Genomic DNA, 21798 nt, shown 5'->3' on the forward strand with positions numbered 1-21798 from the left:
ATAATAAAATTTTATCTACCATTATTGATAAGTTTAAAGGAGGACCTGTAGGGATAACCACTTTAGCAACAGCAGTTGCTGAAAATGCAGAAACAATTGAAGAAGTATATGAACCCTTTTTAATACAACAAGGATTTATTATGCGTACGCCAAGAGGAAGAGAAGTAACCGATTTGGCATATAAACATTTAGGAAGAATTAAAGGAACTAGCCAAGGAGAGCTCTTTTAAATAAATGGATCTACTAAAAAAACTCATACCGATACTAGAATGGTTACCCAACTATAAAAAATCACAGTTAAGAGGTGATGTAGTTGCAGGTATAACCGTTGCTATTGTGTTAATACCACAAGGTATTGCTTATGCACTGATAGCAGGCTTACCACCAATTTATGGCTTGTATGCAGCCTTGATGCCTCAACTGATGTATGCAGTCTTTGGTACATCACGTCAAGTAGCAATTGGTCCAGTAGCAATGGATTCATTAATCGTAGCAACAGGGGTTTCTACCTTAGCATTAACGGGGTCTGAAAGCTATATAGTTATAGCAATATTACTCGCGCTGGTTGTAGGTACTATTCAGTTTTTAATGGGAATTTTCCGCTTAGGGTTTATCGTAAACTTTTTATCAAGACCTGTAATAACAGGATTTACCTCAGCAGTAGCTTTAATTATTGGATTGAATCAATTTAGGAACTTATTCGGAGTAGAGTTTGTACAAAGTGATCAAATCCATGTATTATTAGAAGATATTCTCTTCAGACTTAAATATTTTAAAACAAATACAACAATAATAGGTTTAATAGCATGTGCTATTATTATAATTTTTAGAAGAATTAATAGAAAAATACCCAATGCGTTAATCGTTGTTATATTGGGTATAGTAAGTATCCGTTTTTTTGGAACAGAATTATCAGATGTAGCCATTGTAAAAGATATTCCATCAGGTTTACCTAAATTTTCAATGCCAGTGATTGATGTAGCTTTAATACGTGAATTAATGCCCATAGCAGCAACCTTAGTTATGGTAGGGTATTTAGAAACTATTTCTATCGGAAAAACCTTGGAAGCTAAGCAAGATGAGTATAGAGTAAGACCCAATCAGGAGTTAGTAGCTTTAGGTTTGAGTAATATGGTAGGATCATTATTTCAATCGTATCCGTCAGCATCAAGTTTTTCTCGTTCGGCAATTAATGCAGAATCGGGAGGAACTACAGGAGTTTCTGCAATAGTTTCCGCAATTTTGGTAGTGTTTACCTTACTTTTTTTAACCCCAGTTTTCTATCACTTACCAAAAACTATTTTATCAGCAATCATTATTGTTGCAGTTTTTAACCTGATTAATGTAAAAGAAGCAAGAAGGTTATGGAAAGCAAATAATTTAGATTTCTGGCTACTCTTAGCTACTTTCTTAGCTACTATTTTCTTCGGAATTGAATACGGAATTTTAATCGGGGTAGTTTTATCATTAATTGTTTTAATTTTTAGAACCTCAAGACCGTATGTAGTGGAGTTAGGAAAAGTACCAAATTCAGATTTCTATCGTAATAAAAGCAGGTTTAAGGAAGTTATTTTAGATGATGAAATTTTAGTATTTCGTTTTGATGCACAATTATTTTATGCCAACTCAAACTATTTTAGAGATAAATTGGACGAAATGACAGAAGAAAAGGGGAAGGCATTAAAATTGATTGTATTAGATGCAGAGAGTATCAACAGAGTTGATAGTACTGGAATAGAGATGTTAAAAGAACGTATAGTTTACTTTAACAAACACAATATCCAATTTTATTTTGCAGGAGTTAAAGGACCAGTAAGAGATGCTTTTTTTAGAGGAGGTTTATTAGATGTTGTAAGTTTAGATCACTTTTTTATGCGTGCCAATGGTGCCGTAAATTTTTATAAAACAGGAGATAATCAAAATCAGAAAAAATACGCACAGTATATACATCAAGCGTATAAATAATATATAATATCATGAAAATAGAGCAAATTTATACAGGTTGTTTAGCACAAGGAGCCTATTATATTGAAAGTAATGGAGAAGTAGCAATTATAGATCCATTACGTGAAGTTGATCCTTATATAAACAGAGCTGAAAAAGATGGCGCTAAAATCAAATATATTTTCGAAACTCACTTCCATGCAGATTTTGTAAGTGGTCATGTTACGCTAGCTGAAAAAACAGGAGCAGTAATTGTATACGGACCAACAGCAAAAACAAATTATGAAGCTCGTATAGCAACAGATGGAGAAGTATTTACATTAGGAGAAATTACAATTACTGTATTACATACTCCAGGACATACAATGGAAAGTGCTTCGTATTTACTAAAAGATAAAGACGGAAAAAATCATGCAGTTTTTAGTGGAGATACCTTGTTTTTAGGTGATGTTGGACGCCCAGATTTAGCGCAAAAAGCAGCAAACTTAACGCAAGATGAATTAGCAGGATTATTGTACGATAGTTTACGTACAAAAATTATGACGCTGGAAGATGATGTAATTGTATATCCAGCACATGGAGCAGGATCGGCTTGTGGTAAAAACTTAAGCAAAGAAACAGTAGGTACAATTGGCGATCAAAAGAAAACTAATTACGCACTTCGTGCAGATATGACCAAAGAAGAGTTTGTTAAAGAAGTAACAGACGGATTATTACCTCCACCTGAATATTTTCCTTTAAATGTAAAAATGAATAAGGAAGGGTATCAATCTATCGATGAAGTTATCAAAAGTGGAGCAACAGCTCTATCAGTAACAGATTTTGAAAAAATAGCAAACGAAACAGATGCGTTGATTTTAGATGTACGTCATCAATCAGAATTTATTAAAGGATTTATTCCACAATCAATTTTTATTGGTTTAGGAGGAACATTTGCTCCATGGGTAGGGGCATTGATTAAAGATGTTACTCAACCAATTTTATTAGTTACTCCAGAAGGAGAAGAAGAAACTACTATTACACGCTTATCTCGTGTTGGTTTTGATAATGTATTAGGATATTTAGATGGAAGCTTTGCAGCTTGGAAAGAAGCAGGAAAAGAAGTAGATACGTTACGTTCTGTTTCTGCAACTATTTTAGCAGAAGCAATAAAAAAAGAAGCACCTGTTTTTGATGTTAGAAAACCAGGAGAATACGCAAATGAGCATATTGTAGATGTACCAAGTACACCGTTAGACTTCTTAAACGAACATGTTGAAGAATTTCCAACAAAAGAAGACTTCTATGTACACTGTGCTGGTGGATACCGTTCGGTAATTGCAGCGTCTATTTTAAAAGCAAGAGGATTCCATAATATAATAGATGTTGCTGGAGGATATAAGGCTATTAAAGAAACTGATATTCCAAGAACAGCAACAGTATGCCCATCAACTTTAAAATAAGAATAATGAAGAGAGGTATATTTTTAGTAGGTTTATTTTTAACAGTGGTAGTATCGTGTAAGCCACAAACCAATGAGGCAAAAGATATCACGGTAGAAAACCTACAAGTAGTTTTAGAAAATGAAGATAACGTACAGTTATTAGATGTTAGAACTCCTGAAGAGTGGGCTGGAGGAGTTATCAAAACTCCAATTAAAATAGATATTACAGGTGAAGACTTTGAAGGAAAAGTTTCAGAAAAGTTAGATAAAACACAACCTGTATATATTTATTGTCGCTCAGGAGGTAGAAGTAAAAAAGCTACCGAGCTCCTAGCAAAAAAAGGTTATGAAACCTACAATGTTTTAGGAGGTTACCTAGAATGGACAGAGAAAAATAAAGAATAAAGAAAATCCCGAGTAGTATACTCGGGATTTTTTATTCATCTTAGCTTATTCTTCAAACATTGTTTTGATTAATAATTCAGTTTCGTTGTTATTATTAATTATTATGATTTTTTCAAATTTACCATCAAAATTACTATCAATAAACTTTAATTCTTTTTTTGAATCATAAATTAAAACGAATTCTTCTGGCACTCCATCCTCATCATTATCGAGAGAATAACCTACTTTGTCTCCAGCTGAATTATAACAGTCAGTTTTTTCATAAACGCCATTTTCATCCCTGTCAAAACAGGTTTGATATACTTTTCCATAAGTAGTATAAACTCTAGCGATTTCATAATTGGAATCAAAGTTTACATCAAAGAACTGATTAGCTATTTTATTGTTCTCTTTCCAGCAACTAGTTAAGATTTCGTAATTATTTATCCATTTGAAAGAGAAGTTTTTAGAGTCCATTAATAGAGAAACTTCTTTATTTAATTTAAAAGAATAAACCCCAAGTCCGATGCTTGTTAAAGAAAGTAATATTATTAAGATTTCTTTCAGTTTCATAGTGATTTGATTGTTTTTAATTAAATAGTCAAAGGTAAAAGAAGCTTTATAAAAAAACCGAGACAATTGTCTCGGTTTTTTGTTTTTCTAGCTTTTTCCCACTTAAAATTTTAAGGTTGCACCTACTAAAAAGTTTCTAGTAGCTTGCGGATAGTATCCTTGTACTTCAAAAGAAGTTCCAGGAGTATCCCAAGTATTTAAATAGGTATATCCTCTATCAACATATTCTTTATCAAAAAGATTGTTTATCAATCCAGTAAATACAATTGATTTAAAAATTTTATTCATTACAAGTTCATAACTAATATTAAAATCACTAACGTAATAGCTATCTAGCTTAGAGGCTTCTGTATTAGTATTACTTAAATATTGTTCACCAACAAATTTAGATAGTAAAGCTAATTGCACCCCTTTTGTAGGCTTATAAACCAAAGCATTTCCAGCAATAATATTTGGAGAAAAAGCAATATTAGTCGTACCAATATTGCGTTGAACACCATCACGGTCTAACATAAAATTCTTGATTTTATTACTACTTACCGTAAGGTTTTGGTTAATGCTAAACTTGTCTGAAACATTAATATTAGCATCAATTTCTACTCCTAAACGATAGCTGTCTTTCACATTTTCTCGTAAATATTCTCCAACATCATTCAGTCCACCAGTTTGAATTAATTGATTGTCGTACGACATATAATAAATATTGGTATTTAGCTGAACTGTTTTATTGTGCAAACGCCATCCCAATTCAAAATCATCTAACGTTTCATGTTTCACGTTTTGTCCGTTTTGAAAATCATCACGGTTTGGTTCTCTGTTCGCACGAGCATACGATGCATAAATACTGTTTTCTTTATTGATGGTATAAGTAACCCCTAATTTAGGATTAAAGAAGCTAAACGAAGTATCAATATTTAAAGGATTTCTATCAGAAGTTAATCCGTTAGTTTGATAATCAATAAACCTACCTTGTACATCAACAAAAGCTTTTAGGTTATCAAAAACATTAAAAGTAGCCTTAGAAAAAACACTAAAGTCGTTCTTTTTAGCATCACTAAAATAATAACGATCTCTAATATTAGCTCCATCAGCAAATTCTTTAGCCCAAATAACTTCTCCAAAATGATCTCCTGTATAATTACTATAAGAAGCACCAGAGATTAACTCGAACTTTTCAGTTTTATAAGTTACATTAGCATTAGCCACATAAAAATCATTGTCTAACCAACGACGAACAATTAAGTCTGTAGCAGGAGAACCATACCAGTCAGTTCCTGTTGCCTCTACAATACCATCATATTTTGATACAGCACTATCTTCTTTAAATTGCTCAAAATACCCTTCTCCTTTGGTGTAATTTAAACCAATGTTGGTAGACCAGTTTTCTGATAATTGCTCATTCCAATGTAATTGGTAGTGATCTTGCCAATAATTATCGGTTTCATTTTCGTAGGTATACGGGTTTTGGCGACGGTTTTCTTGTAATTCCTCAGCGCTTAATCCATACCAAGCTTGGTAGGTTCTTTCTTTACCTCCAAAAACTAAAGCTTTAATCAAGGTGTTGTCATCAGTATAGCTACCTTGTAAGAAATACGATTTTAAATCGGTAAAGGCACGGTCAACATATCCGTCAGAATAAATGTTAGACAAACGTCCTGCGAACTCAAATCCATTATTTAATTTTCCAGTAGTAAACTTTACGGTGTGCTTTCTTGTTCCGTACGAACCAAAAGCATTCGAAATTTCTCCACTAGCTTCATCAGAAACAGCATCGGTTAAAATATTTAAACTAGCTCCAAATGCTCCAGAACCGTTCGTAGAAGTTCCTACACCACGCTGTAATTGTAAACTTTGCGTTGACGAAGCAAAATCTCCCATATTTACCCAAAAAGTACCCTGACTCTCGGCATCGTTGTATGGAATTCCGTTAATCGTAACATTCACACGAGAAGCATCCGAACCACGTACACGAATATAAGTGTATCCAATACCAGCACCCGCATCAGATGAGGATGTTACCGATGGTAAATAGTTTAATAATACAGGAATGTCTTGCCCTAAATTACGTTTTTCAATTTCTTGTTTGCTTAAGTTAGAGTGCGTTACAGGTGCATCTGCTTTTACACGAACGGCAGAAACCAGTACTTCATCTAAAATAGCTTCATCAGAAGTTAACTGAAATGTAAATTGCTGATTCTTGGTAATAACAACCTCTTGTAAAAGTGGCTCAAAACCAACGTGTGAAACTTTAAAAACATAGGTTCCTTTTGATAGCTTTAATGTAAAATCACCATTAAAATCGGTAGCAGTTCCCTTGTTAAGAGTTGCAACAGTTACAGTAGCACCTACCAAAGGTTTTTTGTTAGCATCAATTACTTTTCCAGATAAAGTAAATGTTTGCGCACTTGCTGTTAACGTTGTAAATAATACGAGTAAAAAAGCGACTATTTTCGCTTTTTTTTGAAAAGACATCGGTCTCATTTTATAAAAAACAAAATCGAATAAAAAGAGGTAATTATTCTTTAGTTAAACATTGAATAATTAAAACTTGTCATTACGAGGAGTTTACGACGAAGTAGTCTTTTCATCAATAAACAAATTTCTCGTAATAATTGGTTTCCAAATGGCGATTATCGCCTCCCTAAACAGCATTACCTGTTCCAGGTTCGTTGGGTATGATCTCAGCCTGAATTTAATTATAAATGATTAATTACAAATTATTTTAATAATCAAAATTCGTAATTCAAATAAGGCACCCCTTTATGAGAACGGTGCAAAGGTAAATATGAAATATGAATTAAGAGTGATAAATAGCGGGTTTTTCTAGGCTTATTTATAAAAGAATAAGGAGTTATTAAGTAAGTAAAAAAACATTCTAGCCAATTTATAGATTTAACTCATGTATTCCATCGTAATTTTAATATTTTAGTGGTGAAAATATCAGATATTTATGAGTAAATCTTTTAAAACGAGCGTTAATAAAACGCATGATTTTGACTTTACTGAAGCGCAAATAGAAGCGTTAGATATAGTAGAAAAATCAAAAAATAACTACCACGTACTTGAAGGGAACCAATCGTATCAAGCCACCATACTTCAAACAAATTTCAATCAAAAAACATACACCATTCAAATCAATGGAAACACTTATGAGGTAAGTATTGCTGATGAATTAGATATGTTGATTGATGAATTAGGTTTAGAAGTAGCAACAGAGAAAAAAGAAAACGATATCAAGGCACCAATGCCTGGGTTAATTGTTTCTGTTGATGTTGAAATTGGTCAAGAAGTAAAAGAAGGTGATGGAATTTTAGTGTTAGAAGCCATGAAAATGGAGAATACCTTACAAGCACCAAGAGATGGAGTAGTAAAATCGGTAGCTATACAGGCGGGTGACAAAGTAGAAAAGAATACGGTTTTAATAGAAATGGAATAATATGAAAAAGATATTAGTAGCAAATAGAGGAGAAATTGCGTTACGTGTAATGCGTACAGCAAAAAAGATGGGAATTAAAACGGTAGCGGTTTTTTCAGAAGCAGATAGAAATTCACCACACGTAACTTTTGCAGACGAAGCAGTATGTATTGGTCCTGCACCTTCTAACCAATCGTATTTATTAGGAGATAAAATTATTGAAGTAGCGAAGGAGTTGCATGTAGATGGAATTCACCCAGGATACGGATTTTTAAGTGAAAACGCAGCCTTTGGAGAAGCCGTAGCAAAATCAGGAATTGTATTTATAGGCCCAAAAACACACGCTATTGAAGTGATGGGAAGCAAATTGGCAGCAAAAGATGCAGTAAAAGCCTACGATATTCCAATGGTTCCGGGTATCGACGAAGCAGTGACTGATGTCGAGTATGCATCGAAAGTAGCAAATGAAATTGGCTATCCAATCTTAATCAAAGCTTCAGCAGGTGGAGGAGGAAAAGGAATGCGTGTTGTTGAAAAAGAAGCCGATATTAAAGAACAAATGCAGCGTGCAATTTCAGAAGCAGAATCAGCTTTTGGAGATGGTTCTGTATTTATAGAAAAATATGTAGGATCACCACGTCATATCGAAATCCAAGTATTGGCAGATGCTCATGGAAACGTAGTACATTTATTTGAACGCGAATGTTCGGTACAACGTCGCCACCAAAAAGTAGTAGAAGAAGCGCCATCGAGTGTGTTGACTCCAGAGATTAGAGAAGCGATGGGAGCAGCAGCCGTAAGAGTTGCGAAAGCATGTGATTATTTAGGAGCTGGAACCGTAGAGTTTTTATTAGATGAAAATAAAAACTTCTACTTTTTAGAAATGAATACACGTTTACAAGTAGAGCACCCAGTTACGGAGCTTATTACGGGAGTAGACTTGGTAGAACAACAAATAAAAATAGCAAGAGGAGAGGAGCTATCATTCTCACAAGAAGAGTTGCAAATTAACGGACACGCGTTAGAATTACGAGTGTACGCTGAAGACCCGTTAGACAATTTTGCACCGAGTATTGGCGTGTTGGAAACCTACCAACATCCGAAAGGAGAAAATATTCGTGTAGATGATGGTTTTGAAGAAGGAATGGAAATTCCTATTTATTACGATCCGATGATTTCTAAATTGATTACCTACGGAAATACGCGTGAAGAAGCTATTGAGTTAATGAAACAAGCGATTAGTAATTATAAGGTAAAAGGAATAGAAACTACGTTGCCGTTTGGAAAGTTCGTATGCGAACACGAGGCTTTCACATCAGGGAATTTTGATACTCATTTTGTAAAGAAATATTACACACCTGAGTTGTTAGAAGCAGGATACGAAAAAGAAGCGAAGATTGCTGCACAAGTTGCTTTACAGCAGTATTTAAAAGAGCAACGTATTTTAAAAACTTGTTAAAAACAATTTGCGTTAGGGATTGCAGCGGCATCCTTTTGTTGTCAGTTCGAGTTTGCGGAGCAAGTATCGAAAACCAACAAAAGATATAGCGGAAAGCCCGACCCTTGGGAAACGCCCAAAAAAAGAATATAGATGAAATCTAAAATAGAAGAATTACAACATAAACTTACCGAAGCAAAGTTAGGAGGCGGACAACAACGCATCGACCGTCATCATCAAAAAGGAAAATTAACCGCTCGTGAGCGTATCGATTATTTCTTAGATGAAGGTTCTTTTGAAGAGGTAGGTATTTTAGTAACCCATAGAACGACCGATTTCGGAATGGAAAATCAGAAGTTTTATGGTGACGGAGTGGTAACAGGATATGGTACTGTAAACGGACGCTTAGTATATGTGTTTGCACAAGACTTTACGGTATTTGGAGGTTCATTATCGGAAACACATGCCGAAAAAATCTGTAAGATTATGGATTTAGCGGTAAAAGTAGGAGCACCATTAATCGGATTGAACGATTCTGGTGGAGCGCGTATTCAAGAAGGAGTACGTTCGTTAGGTGGTTATGCCGATATTTTTTACAGAAACGTACAAGCATCAGGAGTCATCCCACAAATCTCAGCGATTATGGGACCTTGTGCAGGTGGAGCAGTATATTCACCAGCGATGACCGATTTTACCGTTATGGTAGAAAATTCAAGTTATATGTTTGTTACAGGACCTAACGTAGTAAAAACAGTAACTAATGAAGAAGTAACTTCAGAAGAGTTAGGAGGAGCAAGTACGCATGCAACCAAATCGGGAGTAACACATTTAACGGCAGCGAACGATGTACAATGTTTAGAGGATATCAAAACATTGTTGAGTTATATGCCACAGAACAATCAAGAAACTACAGCAAAATTACCGTTTGAATTAGGCGATGAAACTAGAGAAGAGCTAGCCAACATCGTTCCAGATAATGCCAATAAGCCGTATGATATGCGTGCTGTAATTGACGGTATTGCTGATGCTGATTCGTTTTTTGAAATTCATAAAGATTATGCCGATAATATCGTGGTCGGATTTGCACGTTTAGGAGGAAGAAGTGTTGGGATTGTAGCCAACCAACCGATGAGTTTAGCAGGATGTTTGGATGTAAACAGTTCTAAAAAAGCAGCACGATTCACCCGTTTTTGTGATTGTTTTAATATTCCGTTATTGGTGTTGGTAGATGTACCAGGATTCTTACCAGGAACCGATCAAGAATGGAATGCTATTATTACCAACGGAGCAAAGTTATTATATGCGTTGAGCGAAGCTACCGTACCAAGAGTAAGTGTAATTACCCGTAAAGCTTATGGTGGAGCGTATGATGTAATGAACTCAAAACATATTGGTGCTGATATGAACTTTGCATGGCCTAGTGCAGAAATTGCGGTAATGGGAGCGAAAGGAGCGAGTGAAATTATCTTTAAAAAGGAAATTGCTGAAGCAGATGATCACGAAGCAAAACTAGCAGAGAAAGAAGCTGAGTATGCAAATAAATTTGCAAATCCGTACCGTGCAGCAGAACGCGGGTTTGTAGATGAGGTTATTTTACCACAAGACACGCGTAGAAAACTGATTAAAGCTTTTGCGATGTTAGAAGGTAAAAAAGTAGAAAGACCGAATAGAAAACACGGAAATATACCGTTGTAACCAATACATATCAACATTTTTAAGAGGCGCTTCTTTTTAGGAGCGTCTTTTTGGTTTATAAAGCCTTGGGTTGTACTTGATTTAATGCTATATTGATGAGGTTTTTGGAAAAGGTTAAGGATGTATAAACATATTTTTTTAGATTTAAAAAAAATAAAAAAATGTGTAAAAACGGAAAAATTTTAATTTTCTGTACCTGTTTAGAGAAAGAAGAAAGTTCTATAAAAACTAATTTCTTAGAAGGTTATAACTGGAATTTAACTCGATATTTAGGTAGGAATAGTTCATCTTTAATTGGTAAAATGGTAATGCCAAAGAAAGATTTAGGTAACGGAGTTACTATTGAAAAAGTTATTAATCAATTAAATAGTACTATTAAAACATTTGATTTTGATTATACTCCTCAAGAAAGAGATTGCTTAGATATTAGTATACCACATGCAACCGAAAGGATTAGATTTTTTAGAGTAATTTTTATTGATGGAAAATGGATAGAAGGAGGAAATAATATTTTTAGGTCTATCACTAAAAAGATAGCAAAAGGGAAAATTAAATTAACTGATATATAAATCATTACTAGTACTATATTTATTAAAATGTGTGTTCAAACTATATAACTACATTTATATAAGGTGTTAGTATAACTATGAATTGGAAAATAATTACTGAAAATAAAAGAAGGTATGCTGATACATCCTACTATTTAAAAGCTGAAAGAGACTGTATAGAAGGAACTATTGTATTAGAGATATATTGGATTGAGAATTTTATGTATGACTTAACGGTCTATTTATATAGAAATGAACCAAAACGAAAATTCTTGTTTTTTAAAAGTACAAAGCCTGAAACACTTTATAGTTGTTTAGTTTTTTATAATGGGCGTATTGAAAAATATGGTCATCAAATAATGAGAATGACAGAAGATGCTCCATTAGAAAAATTAAAGAGATTAGATTCCTTTCAAAAAGATGGAGTTCTTAACTATAAGATAGGAGAAAAATATAGTTTAGATTTTACAACAACTTTACCAGAGAAAAATGTAGCTACTACATATTCTAAAAAGTAACTACAAAAAAACGTCATTACGAATGAAATGAAGTAATCTTTAAGTTTATAGTTCGAAATAAACAGATTACTTCAGTCGTACCTCCTTCGTAATGACGTTAGCTAATAAAAGTTCGATTTTATAAAGGAGTTTTTCGAAGCCCTTTTACGCAGAATAGTCTGAAAAATTGATGAGATTCAGAGGCTTTGCCTCGCATCGTTTTTCAGACGTTTTTAAACAAGGTTTAAAAATTCCTCGTAAAAGTGTCCTTTCTTTTGGTTCGTTTTCTTTGGACAAGCAAAGAAAATGAAGGCAGTAGTTTACTGAACAATACTATTAAGTATAAATCTACTCTTTACTCAGTTTAACACTACATTAATGATGAAAAAACTAACTCTAATGACTTAAATAGTTGGTTTTGAGGATTTCCGTAATTATTTGTAAAGATGTTTTTTTAGGTTTATAAGGAATTATCAAAGCAATTAAGTTGTTTTATTATCTGAATAGAGTATATAATTGTTTTGATGTAACCAGTTGTAAAAAATTAAAACCAAGTAGATATGAAAACTAAAATATTAATAACTCTCGTTGTTTTTTTATGTATTAAAACATTTGCGCAAGAAGAAATAAAAGGTAATTACAGAATTTATTTAAAAAATGATGGAACTTCTAAAAATGATAAGGTTCCTATAGTTTTAGAAGAGGGAGAAGATAAAGAAGAGGTTTTATATACTATTAATGGTAAAAATGCTACTAAAAAATCAAAGGGATATGTAGATATTGATAAAAATTTTTCATTTAAAAAAATTAATCCAAAATTTAATTATTCATCAATTTTTGTTGATTTAGAACAGAAAGAAAATAAACTTATTATTTTACCTAGGGAGGATGTTGCTGACGATTTTAAAAAATATAATGGGACAAAAGAAAGAAGATTGTATATCGATGTAACTGAAGGAGTGAAAATAACGAGAAAGTCATGGAAAGTAAGCGCAATTACAGTTCCATTAAAAATATACCTTACTAGTCAATCGGATAGTTTGTCAAGTTTTACAAATAATATTGAAACTGATGTTAATGTAGCTGTTACTTATGGGAAAAGTTGGGAAAAATATTCTTATAAGAAAGGAAGAGAACCTAAATTGACAAACACTCAAAATTTTTATGGATTTTTAGGACTTAATAAATTAGAGCTAACAGAGAAAAATACTGATGGAATTAATGATGGAGATAATATTTTAAGTATAAGCTCTGGAGTAGGATATCAATATGGTTATGGTAAGTTAGGGTTAAGTATTCTTTTAGGAATGGATTTCCCAGTATCTTCGTTAGGTCAAAATTGGGTGTTTAAGTATCAGCCTTGGTTAGGAATGGGAATAGGATATTCGATATTTAAATAATTATGTTAAAAATTATAAGAACATAAGTAGTTATCTAGTTCACGAGGTATGGATTACTTCACCCCGAAGTATCGGGATTCGTAATGACGTTAGTTAATAAAAGTGTCTTTTCTTTTGGCTCGTTTTCTTTGGACAAGTAAAGAAATCGAAGATTCATGAACTCCTATTAAAAATAAATAAAGAGTGCGTGAACTAAAATGAATATTCACAACCACATAAAAAAAACGTCATTACGAATGATAACGCAGTAATCTTTAAGTTTATAATTCAAAATAAACAGATTACTTCAGTCGTGCCTCCTTTGTAATGACGTTGTTATTTTTTATAAAAAATTATTCTTACACATCCGTACTCACCCAATAACTTCCCGTTGAGGTAGTAGACGGATTATACGCCAAAATATTCACTTTAGTACCGTTGGCAACATCCGCTAGTAACCATTCCATTGGCTGATTGTTAATAGCGCCACTTTCCAATTCAACCATATTGCCGTTTAAGGTAACCTCGTCGGTACTAATGTCGAATTGTAGTGTGGTTTCCCCTCTGTTTTCAAAACCAATAAAACTCTCCTTGTCATACGATACCTGAGTAATCACCTTGGTTTCATTAGGCGCTACCTGTCCCACAAAATCAGTAATAGAGCTGCTTCCTGTAGTTGGACGATAGCTATACTGTGCTCTTTTTGCAGGTTCATTGGCAAATACTAACTGAGCCGTATTTATAATTTGAACAAGTGTTGTATAACAATCGTTCAATGCCGAAATACGATCTTGAGTAATAACCAAACGTTGTTTTTTATATACCTCTTGCTGAGTGTTCGCGCTTTTTAATTCGTCTTTAATTGTAGCCAACTCTTCCACAATAGATGCAGGCATTCCGCCTTTCGTTACATCGGTCAAATCATCTAAATAATTTGTAACCACTTTTTCTAAGGTTTCTAAAAACACCAACATTTTAGGCTGATTCTTACTCGCATCTCTATAGCCAGTTGTAAACTCCTTTAATACCGCAGGATTATCAGGAAAAGCCCACATAGCATGACTTTTAATACGATTATACACACGACTAGCATTTTGCATTTCTATCAACACTTTTTGTGTTTCCACTCCTTGTTTTGCCAAGGTACTTACATCGGTAACTACCGTATCTGCCGCATCAATCTGATGTAAAAAAGCCGCCGCATACTCGCTCGTAAATCGGGCATTGAAAGCGGTAAAAGGCTCCAAATCTTGCGTAAATAGGTTGTAAATTGTACGTGCGCTTTCAGCTAAAAAAGCATCTGAACCTTTGAATTTTCTTCTTGTTTCCATATTAAAATTTAATTTAAGTTACATGTGTGTTTTTAGGTATGCGTAATACACGCTACCCTAAGGTAATTAGTAGAAACAACAAGATTATAATAGCAGGAGAGCCCCTTGCCACTAGTTAAAAGCCCATAAAATATTAGATGGTTTTAGCAATACAATCATAGCATTTTGTTAGTTTCTTTTTCTTAATCACTTCTAAATTATAGTGTTGGGGTATAAAAAACAAATGTGATGGTCAATTTTTGCTTTTTTTTAACAGGCAGACAATCAGAAGTGTATCTTTTATACTAGAGTTGCGAATACTTTTTTTGTGTACTGTCAGTTCGAAACAGCATACTTTGATTAAAGAGACTACTAAAAAAGGACCCCGTCATAAGCAGGCAAGCCAAAAATAACACCGCAAGAAACGTTAAAATTAAAATCTGTTTGAGCGATAGCGAGTTATTTTAATTTAGGTTTGTGGATGATTATTTTTGAGTGCAGGATGGTTAAGGCTAGATTTTTTGTTTAGCTCATTAATTTTTATTGGTTTTCAAAGGAATTCATGAACCTCCAAAGTCGGTTTCTTTTTCATCAATGGAAAAAGAATAATAGCTTAGAATAAGATTTTTCCATATAAAATCTAAGTCGTTACTACGTAGACCGAGAGCGTTGGATTGAATCCATACAGATTTAAGAGTGGGAGGATAGCCGTAATATTAGCGACCCATGCCGTGGTGTCAACGGAGCATGCCGTAGTATCAGCGACCCATGCCGTGATGTTAACGGAGCATGCCGCGATATCAGCGACCCGTGCCGTGGTGTTAACGGAGCATGCCGTGATATCAGCGACCCGTGCCGTGGTGTTAACGGAGCATGCCGTGATATCAGCGACCCGTGCCGTGATGTTAACGGAGCATGCCGCGATATCAGCGACCCGTGCCGTGGTGTTAACGGAGCATGCCGTGATATCAGCGACCCGTGCCGTGGTGTTAACGGAGCATGCCGTGATATCAGCGACCCGTGCCGTGATGTTAACGGAGCATGCCGCGATATCAGCAACCCGTGCCGTGGTATTAAAGGAGCATGCCGTAGTATCAGCGACCCAAACAGCAATATAAAAAACCGTTACTACTCTAAAAAACAACTTTTATAACTTAAATAGGGGAGGTTATGGGATTCCGTAAGAATGTTTACACACTTTGTATTAGGTTCGCAAGAATTGTAAGAGCAACTTGCATTTTATAATTAATTAACAAATAACAGTAACTCGTTGATAACTTTACTTTTAATAAAGTGTTGGTTTTGATATATTTGAAAGTGTATAAAAATTGCTAAACTTTATGAAATTCCATGTTTTTATCGGGATAAAAGAACTAAAGTTTGGTATATAACGAGTTAGCAATAATTTAAACACAACCAAGATAAATAACCGAGAATGTCTGAAATAACTACTTCAATTATTTCTAAAGTAAAAGCCGAATTAAATATTACGAAAGAAATTGATGTTTTTGAATTACATAAACAATTGTATTCAGCGAGAAAGAATTCGCATCCTGACTTATTTGAAGATGGTCTTAAAGAAAAAGCGACGGAAAAATTTAAGACTTTAAATGTATTGTATTCTGAACTAAAAACTCATATGAATGGATTGAGACTTGAACAAAGTCCGAATGAACTTGCTATTTATGAAAAAAGCTATGAAACAGTTATCGACAAAAGTCGAATTATAGAACTTGAAGGTGAAAACAAAAGATTAGAGTCTACAATAAAATCAAAAGAGCATCAAATTGACACTCTTAAAAAAGAAGTTCAAAAATTAAATGAAGCAAAAAATGAAGAGCTTAACAAGGAATTGATAAATGTTTATCAACCTAAAACTAAGAACTTTCTTGTTTTAGGAATTTCAGCTTTGTTGATTTTAGTGGTAAATATTCTAGCGCAAATTACATCACTAAAAACATCTGTTTCTGAAATATTTCCTTTTGGCATTCAATATTTGAATTACATTTTATTCGGCTTATTAATTTTTCTGATTTTTAGACTGCTAACAAGAAATTGGAAATTTAAAAGAATTCAAAAAATTACTGAAGAGTTAAAGTCATCTTCTGTTATAAAATCATTCTACCAAGAAAATCGTAAAGAAAAAGAACATTATTATTCTAAAACTGAATATTTCTTAGAAAGTGATATTGAAGAGTTCATAAAATGGAGATTTTTAAGAAGTAAATACAGGGTGAATCTTGTGTACTATATCGAAAAGCTATATCGAATAAATGATTTGAAAAGTTTAAACTATTTGAAAGATATATTCATTTACAATTTAATTACTAAAGGATATATTAGAATTGGCTCTTCCAAAAAACTGGACAGAGAATTTATGATTGAATAAAAACTATTACCAAAAATGGCTATAAGTAATTGTTTGTTCTCGCTTACTACTGAAAAACTTCACGGATTTGCAGTTTAGAGCGTACTTGCAAAGTTAAACCATGTTAAAACCGAAACTTTTTTCGGTTTTCTTTTTTTTCAGCCTGTTGTTTTTTAGCATCCAAACGTTTAGCAATCGCTGCTTTTTTAGGTTTGGTAGCTTTGCGTACTTTGGGTACTACCAAGGCTTGTGCTAAAAGGTTAAAAAAGCGTTCGGTAACTAATTCTTTATTGCGGTGTTGTGAGCGGCTTTCTTGTGAGCTTAGTATAAGCGTGTTTTCTTTAGAAAGTCTGTTCGCTAAGTTTTTAAGGAGTAGAGCCTTTTCTTTGTCCGAGAGTCCTAATGAGTCTTCAATTGTAAAACTTAATTCTACTTTAGAGGATACTTTGTTTACATGCTGTCCGCCCGCACCAGAGCTTCGTACGGCTTTAAAGTTGAGTTCTTTTAAAAGTTGTTCTTTGTTCATAGTGTTAGTGAATGCATTAACGGAATTAACTTCCAATGTCAGTTCGAGTGGTTTTTATCAAGTGCTAACGAGATAAAAATTTTATCGAGAACTATTCCAGCGTCTAAGTCCTAAATTCTTGATACAAATTATGCTCTTTTCAATCGCAAAATTCACTCGAATTGACAGCTTTAAAATTTTAGTCAACCTACTTTAATAGGTGTTACTGTATTCCTGTAAAAGCAGGAGTTTCAAATATAAATAATCTATTGTTGTTTGTAAAGGGGGCTTACTAATAGAAGTGACTCTTATTGGTGAGTGTTGGGAACTTTAAAGGGTATTCGTAACTAGAATTAAGCAGATTTCTCGCTATCGCTCGAAATGACAAAACGTACGTCATTTAGAAGGAGTGTGCGACTGAGAAATCTCAAAGTTGGGTGTTGGGAGTTTTAAAGGATAGTAGTTACTCTTATTGATGAGATTCCTCCTCCTTCGTCGTTCGGAATGACGTTTAGCGATACTTACATATCGTAGTTAGGTGTGTCGGGTGATTGGTGCATGAAGTGCATGTCTAAATCGGTAAGGGTGTCGGAAAAAGAGTATAAGTTTTCTTTTTTAGTAAGTAACGCATCAATAATTGCGACTGCTTTTTTCAAACGGGTTTCTTTGTTTCCTTTTAACAGCACATACGGACGGTTGTACTTTTTCAACGCATTTTCAAAGGCTTTAAACATTTCCAATCGTTGCTCGGGTCTGTCGCGCAAATCGTCGGCTTCCCAAGGCGTATCGATATAGGTTAAGAAATAAATATCGTAGGTATTTGCAATCGCAGCTTCATCTAATTTAGGATCTACGAATCCGCCATAATACTCTTCAGAATATACTTTGGTTTCTAACAAATCGGTATCACAGATGAGTACTTTATCCGCTTTTTTAGCCAATTCATTTTCCAAGTCCATTTGTCCTTCAGCAATCGGAATTAAATCGTGTTGCTCACAAGTTTTACGTTCGTTGTTCCACTTGCCTTGCAAGTATTCACGAGCAAATTCGGGAGCCCAAACGGTATTGTAATGACGCGCTAACTGACCAGAAAGCGTTGTTTTTCCTGTGCTTTCAGGTCCAAATAATACCACCTTTACAAGGTTGATGGGTTGCTGTGTAAGTGCTTTTTCCATGCTAAATATCCTGCAATTGCTATAAAGGTAAATAATAAATATTGAAAACTAGTAAAGGTAAATCCTTTGTAAAAGTAGAGAGGAACGGAGATAATATCACCAATAATCCAATAAATCCAGTTTTCTATTTTTCGTTTTGCCATGAGCCACATTCCAACAAAGAAAATGGCAGTGGTAACGGTGTCTACATAAGCTGTCCAACTTGTCCATTTATCAAAAACGGTATACACAGCATAGACAAAAACTAAGGTGGCTACAAATATGGCTACGCTTTGTTTTTTTTCTTTAGATGTTGTTCTTGAAATAGGAGTTACATGTGTAGCATCTACTTTTCGCGTCCAGATATACCAGCCGTATACACTCATAATAAAGTAGTAACCGTTAATCATCATATCGCCTAACAGTTCCCACTTTAACAAGAGGTACACAAAAATAGCAGTGCTTATCATCCCCGTAGGGAATACCCAAATTTTATTCTGTTTAGAATACCAAACGGATAAAAAACCAAAGATAACGGCGATAATTTCTAGCGAAACATCAATAGGGTTGTAATCAGCATACTGCCCAAAAAGGAAATCAAAAAGTTGGCTCATAATCGCTACGATCGGTTTTTACGATTTTCATAAATAGCAATCCGTTGTCAATTAATTCAAAGGCATTTTTCAATTCTGAAGTAACCAAACGCATCACGGTATCATAATCTCCATACACTTGCGTACTTAAAGGATTCTCTAATACGGTTAATCCCGAGGCTCTTAGTTTTTTGATGAAATTGATAATTGGTTCTTCAAATTCGTTCTGAAGCGGACTTAAGGTCAATTCTACGGATATTTTCATGGTTGTTCCTAATTAGAAAGATGCAAAGTTACTAAAGTTAAGTTGTTGTTACGCAGGAAAGGTTTTGGGAGGTTTTTTGGGGTTGTAGAGTTTCAAAGTTTTGGAGTGGCAAAGTTTCAAAGTTTGGAAGTTACAGAGTTTTTTAGTTGCTAAGATGTAGAGCTTCAAAGTCTCATAGTGGCAAAGTTGTGATTTAGAGCAGGTGTTTTTTTAACAAGCGCACACGCAGGTGAATCCTTCCATTTCTAAAAAGTGGATGTCGTACTCAGAGGTTTGTCCTTCGTACAAGATTTTTCCAGTGGTTTGATTGGTATCAAAAGAGAAGTCTTCAATATAAATGTTTTCTAAGAAGAGCAATTTTTTCTTTCCGTAGATTTTATACAAACTTTCTTTGGCACCCCAAACAATGGTGAGTTTACTAACTAAAGCATCGTGGTTGGCTATGGATTTGTATTCTTCTATAGGAGTGAACTTGTGTGCGATTTTCACAATTTTGTCGCGCTGCATTTCAATATCTATCCCCACAGGTTGTGTATCGGAAATAATAATTGCCGAAAAGGTAAATGAATGGGTGATTGAAATGAATTTACCGTCTTTTAAGTGTGGCTTTCCGTAACCATCGTATAGTAAATCATCATCGGTATAGCCAACTTCTTTTAGTAAATGACGTACGCTCATAAAGCCTCTTTGGTGTAAATCGGACTTCATATTGTTTACTCTTTGCTGATTTCCTTTTGTTAAAGAAACACCGTTAGAAAGTTGTTCAAAAGATTCTTCAATCTTCCAAATCAATGCTTTAGCATGGTTGTTTACCGTTAATGTTTTGTAAAGAGGCATATTTTAGAAAGTTATTTCGTAATTTTGCGACTCAAATTTAAGATACATAAATATACAAAAATATGAGCACAAAAACCGCGACATATGTTCCTTACAAAGTTAAAGATATTTCTTTAGCTGATTGGGGAAGAAAAGAGATTGAATTGGCAGAAGCTGAAATGCCAGGGTTAATGAGTTTACGCGAAGAGTATAAAGATGAGCAACCTTTAAAGGGAGCAAGAATTGCAGGATGTTTACACATGACAATTCAAACTGCGGTTTTAATTGAAACGTTACAGGCTTTAGGTGCTGAGGTTACTTGGAGTTCTTGTAATATTTTCTCTACGCAAGATCAAGCTGCTGCTGCTATTGCTGCTGCTGGAACTCCTGTGTATGCTTGGAAAGGTATGAACGAGGAAGAGTTTGATTGGTGTATTGAACAAACATTATTCTTTGGTGAAGATAAGAAGCCATTAAACATGATTTTAGATGATGGTGGTGATTTAACGAATATGGTTTTAGATAAATACCCTGAGTTAGCTCCTGGAATTAAAGGTTTATCTGAAGAAACTACTACAGGGGTACACCGTTTATACGAGCGTATGAAAAACGGAACGTTACCAATGCCTGCTATTAACGTAAATGACTCGGTTACTAAATCGAAGTTTGACAATAAGTACGGATGTAAAGAATCTGCAGTTGATGCAATTCGTCGTGCTACGGATGTAATGTTAGCTGGTAAAAGAGTAGTGGTTTGTGGTTATGGTGATGTTGGTAAAGGTACTGCGGCGTCTTTCCGTGGAGCTGGTTCTATCGTTACTGTTACTGAAATTGATCCTATTTGTGCATTACAAGCTGCTATGGATGGTTTTGAAGTAAAGAAATTAGAAACTGTTGTAGGTAAGGCTGATATCGTAATTACTACTACTGGTAACAAAGATATCGTTCGTTCTGAGCACTTCGAAGCAATGAAAGATAAGACTATCGTTTGTAACATCGGTCACTTCGATAATGAAATCCAAATGGCTTGGTTAAACGATACTTACGGAGATACTAAGGTTGAAATTAAGCCTCAAGTTGATAAGTATACAGTTAAAGGAAACGATATTATTGTATTAGCTGAAGGACGTTTAGTAAACTTAGGTTGTGCTACTGGTCACCCAAGTTTTGTAATGTCTAACTCATTTACAAATCAAACTTTAGCGCAAATCGAGTTATGGAATAATTCTGATGCGTATAAAAACGAGGTGTACATGTTACCAAAACACTTAGATGAAAAAGTAGCAAAATTACACTTAGCTAAGATTGGTGTAGAGTTAACTGAGTTACGTGAAGACCAAGCTGAGTATATTGGAGTAACTGTAGAAGGTCCATACAAACCAGAACACTATAGATACTAGATTCTTAGAGTCAAGATTTTTAGAATCAGGAATCAAGAATCAAGACTTAAAAAATCCCGCAACATTGTTGCGGGATTTTTTTATACTGTTT

20 protein-coding genes (1 of these 20 cut by a window edge) are annotated in these 21798 nt (G+C 34.2%); 12 read left to right on the forward strand and 8 right to left on the reverse strand.

Features of this window, described 5'->3' with window-relative positions:
- The 4 genes in view from ruvB to D6T69_RS04330 are tightly spaced (at most 11 nt apart) and all read left to right on the forward strand, a layout consistent with a single transcriptional unit that may run on beyond the window.
- Positions 1 to 230, forward strand: partial view of a Holliday junction branch migration DNA helicase RuvB gene (gene ruvB, locus D6T69_RS04315; RefSeq protein ID WP_125066612.1) — the 3' portion only. The gene continues 793 nt to the left of window position 1, outside the view; the window shows 230 of its 1023 coding nt (coding positions 794–1023); the start codon falls outside the window, past its left edge; the stop codon is at positions 228 to 230.
- A 4-nt stretch (positions 231 to 234) separates the two neighbouring features.
- On the forward strand, positions 235 to 1965 hold the full coding sequence (locus D6T69_RS04320; protein ID WP_125066613.1) for a SulP family inorganic anion transporter: 1731 nt from the start codon (positions 235 to 237) through the stop codon (positions 1963 to 1965).
- Between the two features lie 11 nt (positions 1966 to 1976).
- Complete coding sequence (locus tag D6T69_RS04325) at positions 1977 to 3386, forward strand: MBL fold metallo-hydrolase (protein ID WP_125066614.1); 1410 nt, start codon at positions 1977 to 1979, stop codon at positions 3384 to 3386.
- 5 nt (positions 3387 to 3391) lie between these two features.
- A complete protein-coding gene (locus D6T69_RS04330; RefSeq protein WP_164506684.1) occupies positions 3392 to 3772 on the forward strand; it encodes a rhodanese-like domain-containing protein in 381 nt (126 codons plus the stop codon).
- A gap of 45 nt (positions 3773 to 3817) precedes the next feature.
- Here D6T69_RS04330 and D6T69_RS04335 read toward each other — a convergent pair whose 3' ends face one another.
- The gene (locus D6T69_RS04335; RefSeq protein WP_125066616.1) at positions 3818 to 4324 is read right to left on the reverse strand and encodes a hypothetical protein; all 507 of its coding nucleotides are present in this window, start codon (positions 4322 to 4324) and stop codon (positions 3818 to 3820) included.
- Between the two features lie 102 nt (positions 4325 to 4426).
- Entirely contained in the window at positions 4427 to 6796 is a 2370-nt protein-coding gene (locus D6T69_RS04340) for a TonB-dependent receptor (protein ID WP_125066617.1), read from the reverse strand.
- Positions 6797 to 7274: 478 nt separating this feature from the next.
- Here D6T69_RS04340 and D6T69_RS04345 point away from each other — a divergent pair, with 478 nt between their 5' ends.
- From D6T69_RS04345 to D6T69_RS04370, 6 genes are all read left to right on the forward strand, one after another.
- Positions 7275 to 7760 carry a biotin/lipoyl-containing protein gene (locus D6T69_RS04345; RefSeq protein ID WP_125066618.1) on the forward strand — a complete coding sequence of 162 codons (486 nt, stop codon included), beginning with the start codon at positions 7275 to 7277 and terminating at the stop codon, positions 7758 to 7760.
- 1 nt (position 7761) lies between these two features.
- Positions 7762 to 9198 (forward strand): acetyl-CoA carboxylase biotin carboxylase subunit, encoded by a 1437-nt coding sequence (gene accC / locus D6T69_RS04350; RefSeq protein WP_125066619.1) that lies wholly within the window; start codon positions 7762 to 7764, stop codon positions 9196 to 9198.
- A 132-nt stretch (positions 9199 to 9330) separates the two neighbouring features.
- Positions 9331 to 10872: an acyl-CoA carboxylase subunit beta gene (locus D6T69_RS04355; protein WP_125066620.1), complete on the forward strand. Its 1542-nt coding sequence runs from the start codon at positions 9331 to 9333 to the stop codon at positions 10870 to 10872.
- 161 nt (positions 10873 to 11033) lie between these two features.
- On the forward strand, positions 11034 to 11441 hold the full coding sequence (locus D6T69_RS04360) for a hypothetical protein (protein ID WP_125066621.1): 408 nt from the start codon (positions 11034 to 11036) through the stop codon (positions 11439 to 11441).
- Positions 11442 to 11518: 77 nt separating this feature from the next.
- Positions 11519 to 11938 carry a hypothetical protein gene (locus D6T69_RS04365; RefSeq protein WP_125066622.1) on the forward strand — a complete coding sequence of 140 codons (420 nt, stop codon included), beginning with the start codon at positions 11519 to 11521 and terminating at the stop codon, positions 11936 to 11938.
- 539 nt (positions 11939 to 12477) lie between these two features.
- Positions 12478 to 13317: a hypothetical protein gene (locus D6T69_RS04370; protein WP_125066623.1), complete on the forward strand. Its 840-nt coding sequence runs from the start codon at positions 12478 to 12480 to the stop codon at positions 13315 to 13317.
- A gap of 338 nt (positions 13318 to 13655) precedes the next feature.
- Here the strand turns inward: D6T69_RS04370 and D6T69_RS04375 are convergent, their stop codons facing one another.
- On the reverse strand, positions 13656 to 14627 hold the full coding sequence (locus tag D6T69_RS04375) for a hypothetical protein (RefSeq protein WP_125066624.1): 972 nt from the start codon (positions 14625 to 14627) through the stop codon (positions 13656 to 13658).
- A 1414-nt stretch (positions 14628 to 16041) separates the two neighbouring features.
- Between D6T69_RS04375 and D6T69_RS04380 the strand changes: the two genes are divergently transcribed.
- A complete protein-coding gene (locus D6T69_RS04380) occupies positions 16042 to 16995 on the forward strand; it encodes a hypothetical protein (RefSeq protein WP_125066625.1) in 954 nt (317 codons plus the stop codon).
- Between the two features lie 103 nt (positions 16996 to 17098).
- Here D6T69_RS04380 and arfB read toward each other — a convergent pair whose 3' ends face one another.
- From arfB to D6T69_RS04405, 5 genes are all read right to left on the reverse strand, one after another.
- Positions 17099 to 17500: an alternative ribosome rescue aminoacyl-tRNA hydrolase ArfB gene (gene arfB, locus D6T69_RS04385; protein WP_125066626.1), complete on the reverse strand. Its 402-nt coding sequence runs from the start codon at positions 17498 to 17500 to the stop codon at positions 17099 to 17101.
- A 500-nt stretch (positions 17501 to 18000) separates the two neighbouring features.
- A complete protein-coding gene (locus D6T69_RS04390) occupies positions 18001 to 18654 on the reverse strand; it encodes an AAA family ATPase (RefSeq protein WP_125066627.1) in 654 nt (217 codons plus the stop codon).
- Positions 18615 to 19247: a nicotinamide riboside transporter PnuC gene (gene pnuC / locus D6T69_RS04395; protein WP_125066628.1), complete on the reverse strand. Its 633-nt coding sequence runs from the start codon at positions 19245 to 19247 to the stop codon at positions 18615 to 18617. The genes D6T69_RS04390 and pnuC overlap by 40 nt, the downstream gene beginning before the upstream one ends.
- Complete coding sequence (locus tag D6T69_RS04400) at positions 19231 to 19491, reverse strand: hypothetical protein (protein WP_073182558.1); 261 nt, start codon at positions 19489 to 19491, stop codon at positions 19231 to 19233. Before D6T69_RS04400 ends, pnuC begins: the two co-directional genes overlap by 17 nt.
- Before the next feature lie 210 nt (positions 19492 to 19701).
- A complete protein-coding gene (locus tag D6T69_RS04405; RefSeq protein WP_125066629.1) occupies positions 19702 to 20328 on the reverse strand; it encodes a 4'-phosphopantetheinyl transferase family protein in 627 nt (208 codons plus the stop codon).
- Positions 20329 to 20390: 62 nt separating this feature from the next.
- Between D6T69_RS04405 and ahcY the strand changes: the two genes are divergently transcribed.
- The gene (gene ahcY / locus D6T69_RS04410; protein ID WP_125066630.1) at positions 20391 to 21707 is read left to right on the forward strand and encodes an adenosylhomocysteinase; all 1317 of its coding nucleotides are present in this window, start codon (positions 20391 to 20393) and stop codon (positions 21705 to 21707) included.
- Positions 21708 to 21798: the final 91 nt, after the last annotated feature.

This window comes from Tenacibaculum singaporense (assembly GCF_003867015.1).
Taxonomy (GTDB): Bacteria; Bacteroidota; Bacteroidia; order Flavobacteriales; family Flavobacteriaceae; genus Polaribacter; species Polaribacter singaporensis.

Coding starts and splice junctions, on each gene's coding strand:
- D6T69_RS04320 (WP_125066613.1), top strand. CDS start 235: ATGGATCTACTAAAAAAACTCATACCGATACTAGAATGGTTACCCAAC.
- D6T69_RS04380 (WP_125066625.1), top strand. CDS start 16,042: ATGTCTGAAATAACTACTTCAATTATTTCTAAAGTAAAAGCCGAATTA.
- D6T69_RS04370 (WP_125066623.1), top strand. CDS start 12,478: ATGAAAACTAAAATATTAATAACTCTCGTTGTTTTTTTATGTATTAAA.
- D6T69_RS04325 (WP_125066614.1), top strand. CDS start 1,977: ATGAAAATAGAGCAAATTTATACAGGTTGTTTAGCACAAGGAGCCTAT.
- D6T69_RS04400 (WP_073182558.1), bottom strand. CDS start 19,491: ATGAAAATATCCGTAGAATTGACCTTAAGTCCGCTTCAGAACGAATTT.
- D6T69_RS04375 (WP_125066624.1), bottom strand. CDS start 14,627: ATGGAAACAAGAAGAAAATTCAAAGGTTCAGATGCTTTTTTAGCTGAA.
- D6T69_RS04355 (WP_125066620.1), top strand. CDS start 9,331: ATGAAATCTAAAATAGAAGAATTACAACATAAACTTACCGAAGCAAAG.
- D6T69_RS04345 (WP_125066618.1), top strand. CDS start 7,275: ATGAGTAAATCTTTTAAAACGAGCGTTAATAAAACGCATGATTTTGAC.
- D6T69_RS04390 (WP_125066627.1), bottom strand. CDS start 18,654: ATGGAAAAAGCACTTACACAGCAACCCATCAACCTTGTAAAGGTGGTA.
- ahcY (WP_125066630.1), top strand. CDS start 20,391: ATGAGCACAAAAACCGCGACATATGTTCCTTACAAAGTTAAAGATATT.
- accC (WP_125066619.1), top strand. CDS start 7,762: ATGAAAAAGATATTAGTAGCAAATAGAGGAGAAATTGCGTTACGTGTA.
- arfB (WP_125066626.1), bottom strand. CDS start 17,500: ATGAACAAAGAACAACTTTTAAAAGAACTCAACTTTAAAGCCGTACGA.
- pnuC (WP_125066628.1), bottom strand. CDS start 19,247: ATGAGCCAACTTTTTGATTTCCTTTTTGGGCAGTATGCTGATTACAAC.
- D6T69_RS04340 (WP_125066617.1), bottom strand. CDS start 6,796: ATGTCTTTTCAAAAAAAAGCGAAAATAGTCGCTTTTTTACTCGTATTA.
- D6T69_RS04335 (WP_125066616.1), bottom strand. CDS start 4,324: ATGAAACTGAAAGAAATCTTAATAATATTACTTTCTTTAACAAGCATC.
- D6T69_RS04365 (WP_125066622.1), top strand. CDS start 11,519: ATGAATTGGAAAATAATTACTGAAAATAAAAGAAGGTATGCTGATACA.
- D6T69_RS04405 (WP_125066629.1), bottom strand. CDS start 20,328: ATGCCTCTTTACAAAACATTAACGGTAAACAACCATGCTAAAGCATTG.
- D6T69_RS04330 (WP_164506684.1), top strand. CDS start 3,392: ATGAAGAGAGGTATATTTTTAGTAGGTTTATTTTTAACAGTGGTAGTA.
- D6T69_RS04360 (WP_125066621.1), top strand. CDS start 11,034: ATGTGTAAAAACGGAAAAATTTTAATTTTCTGTACCTGTTTAGAGAAA.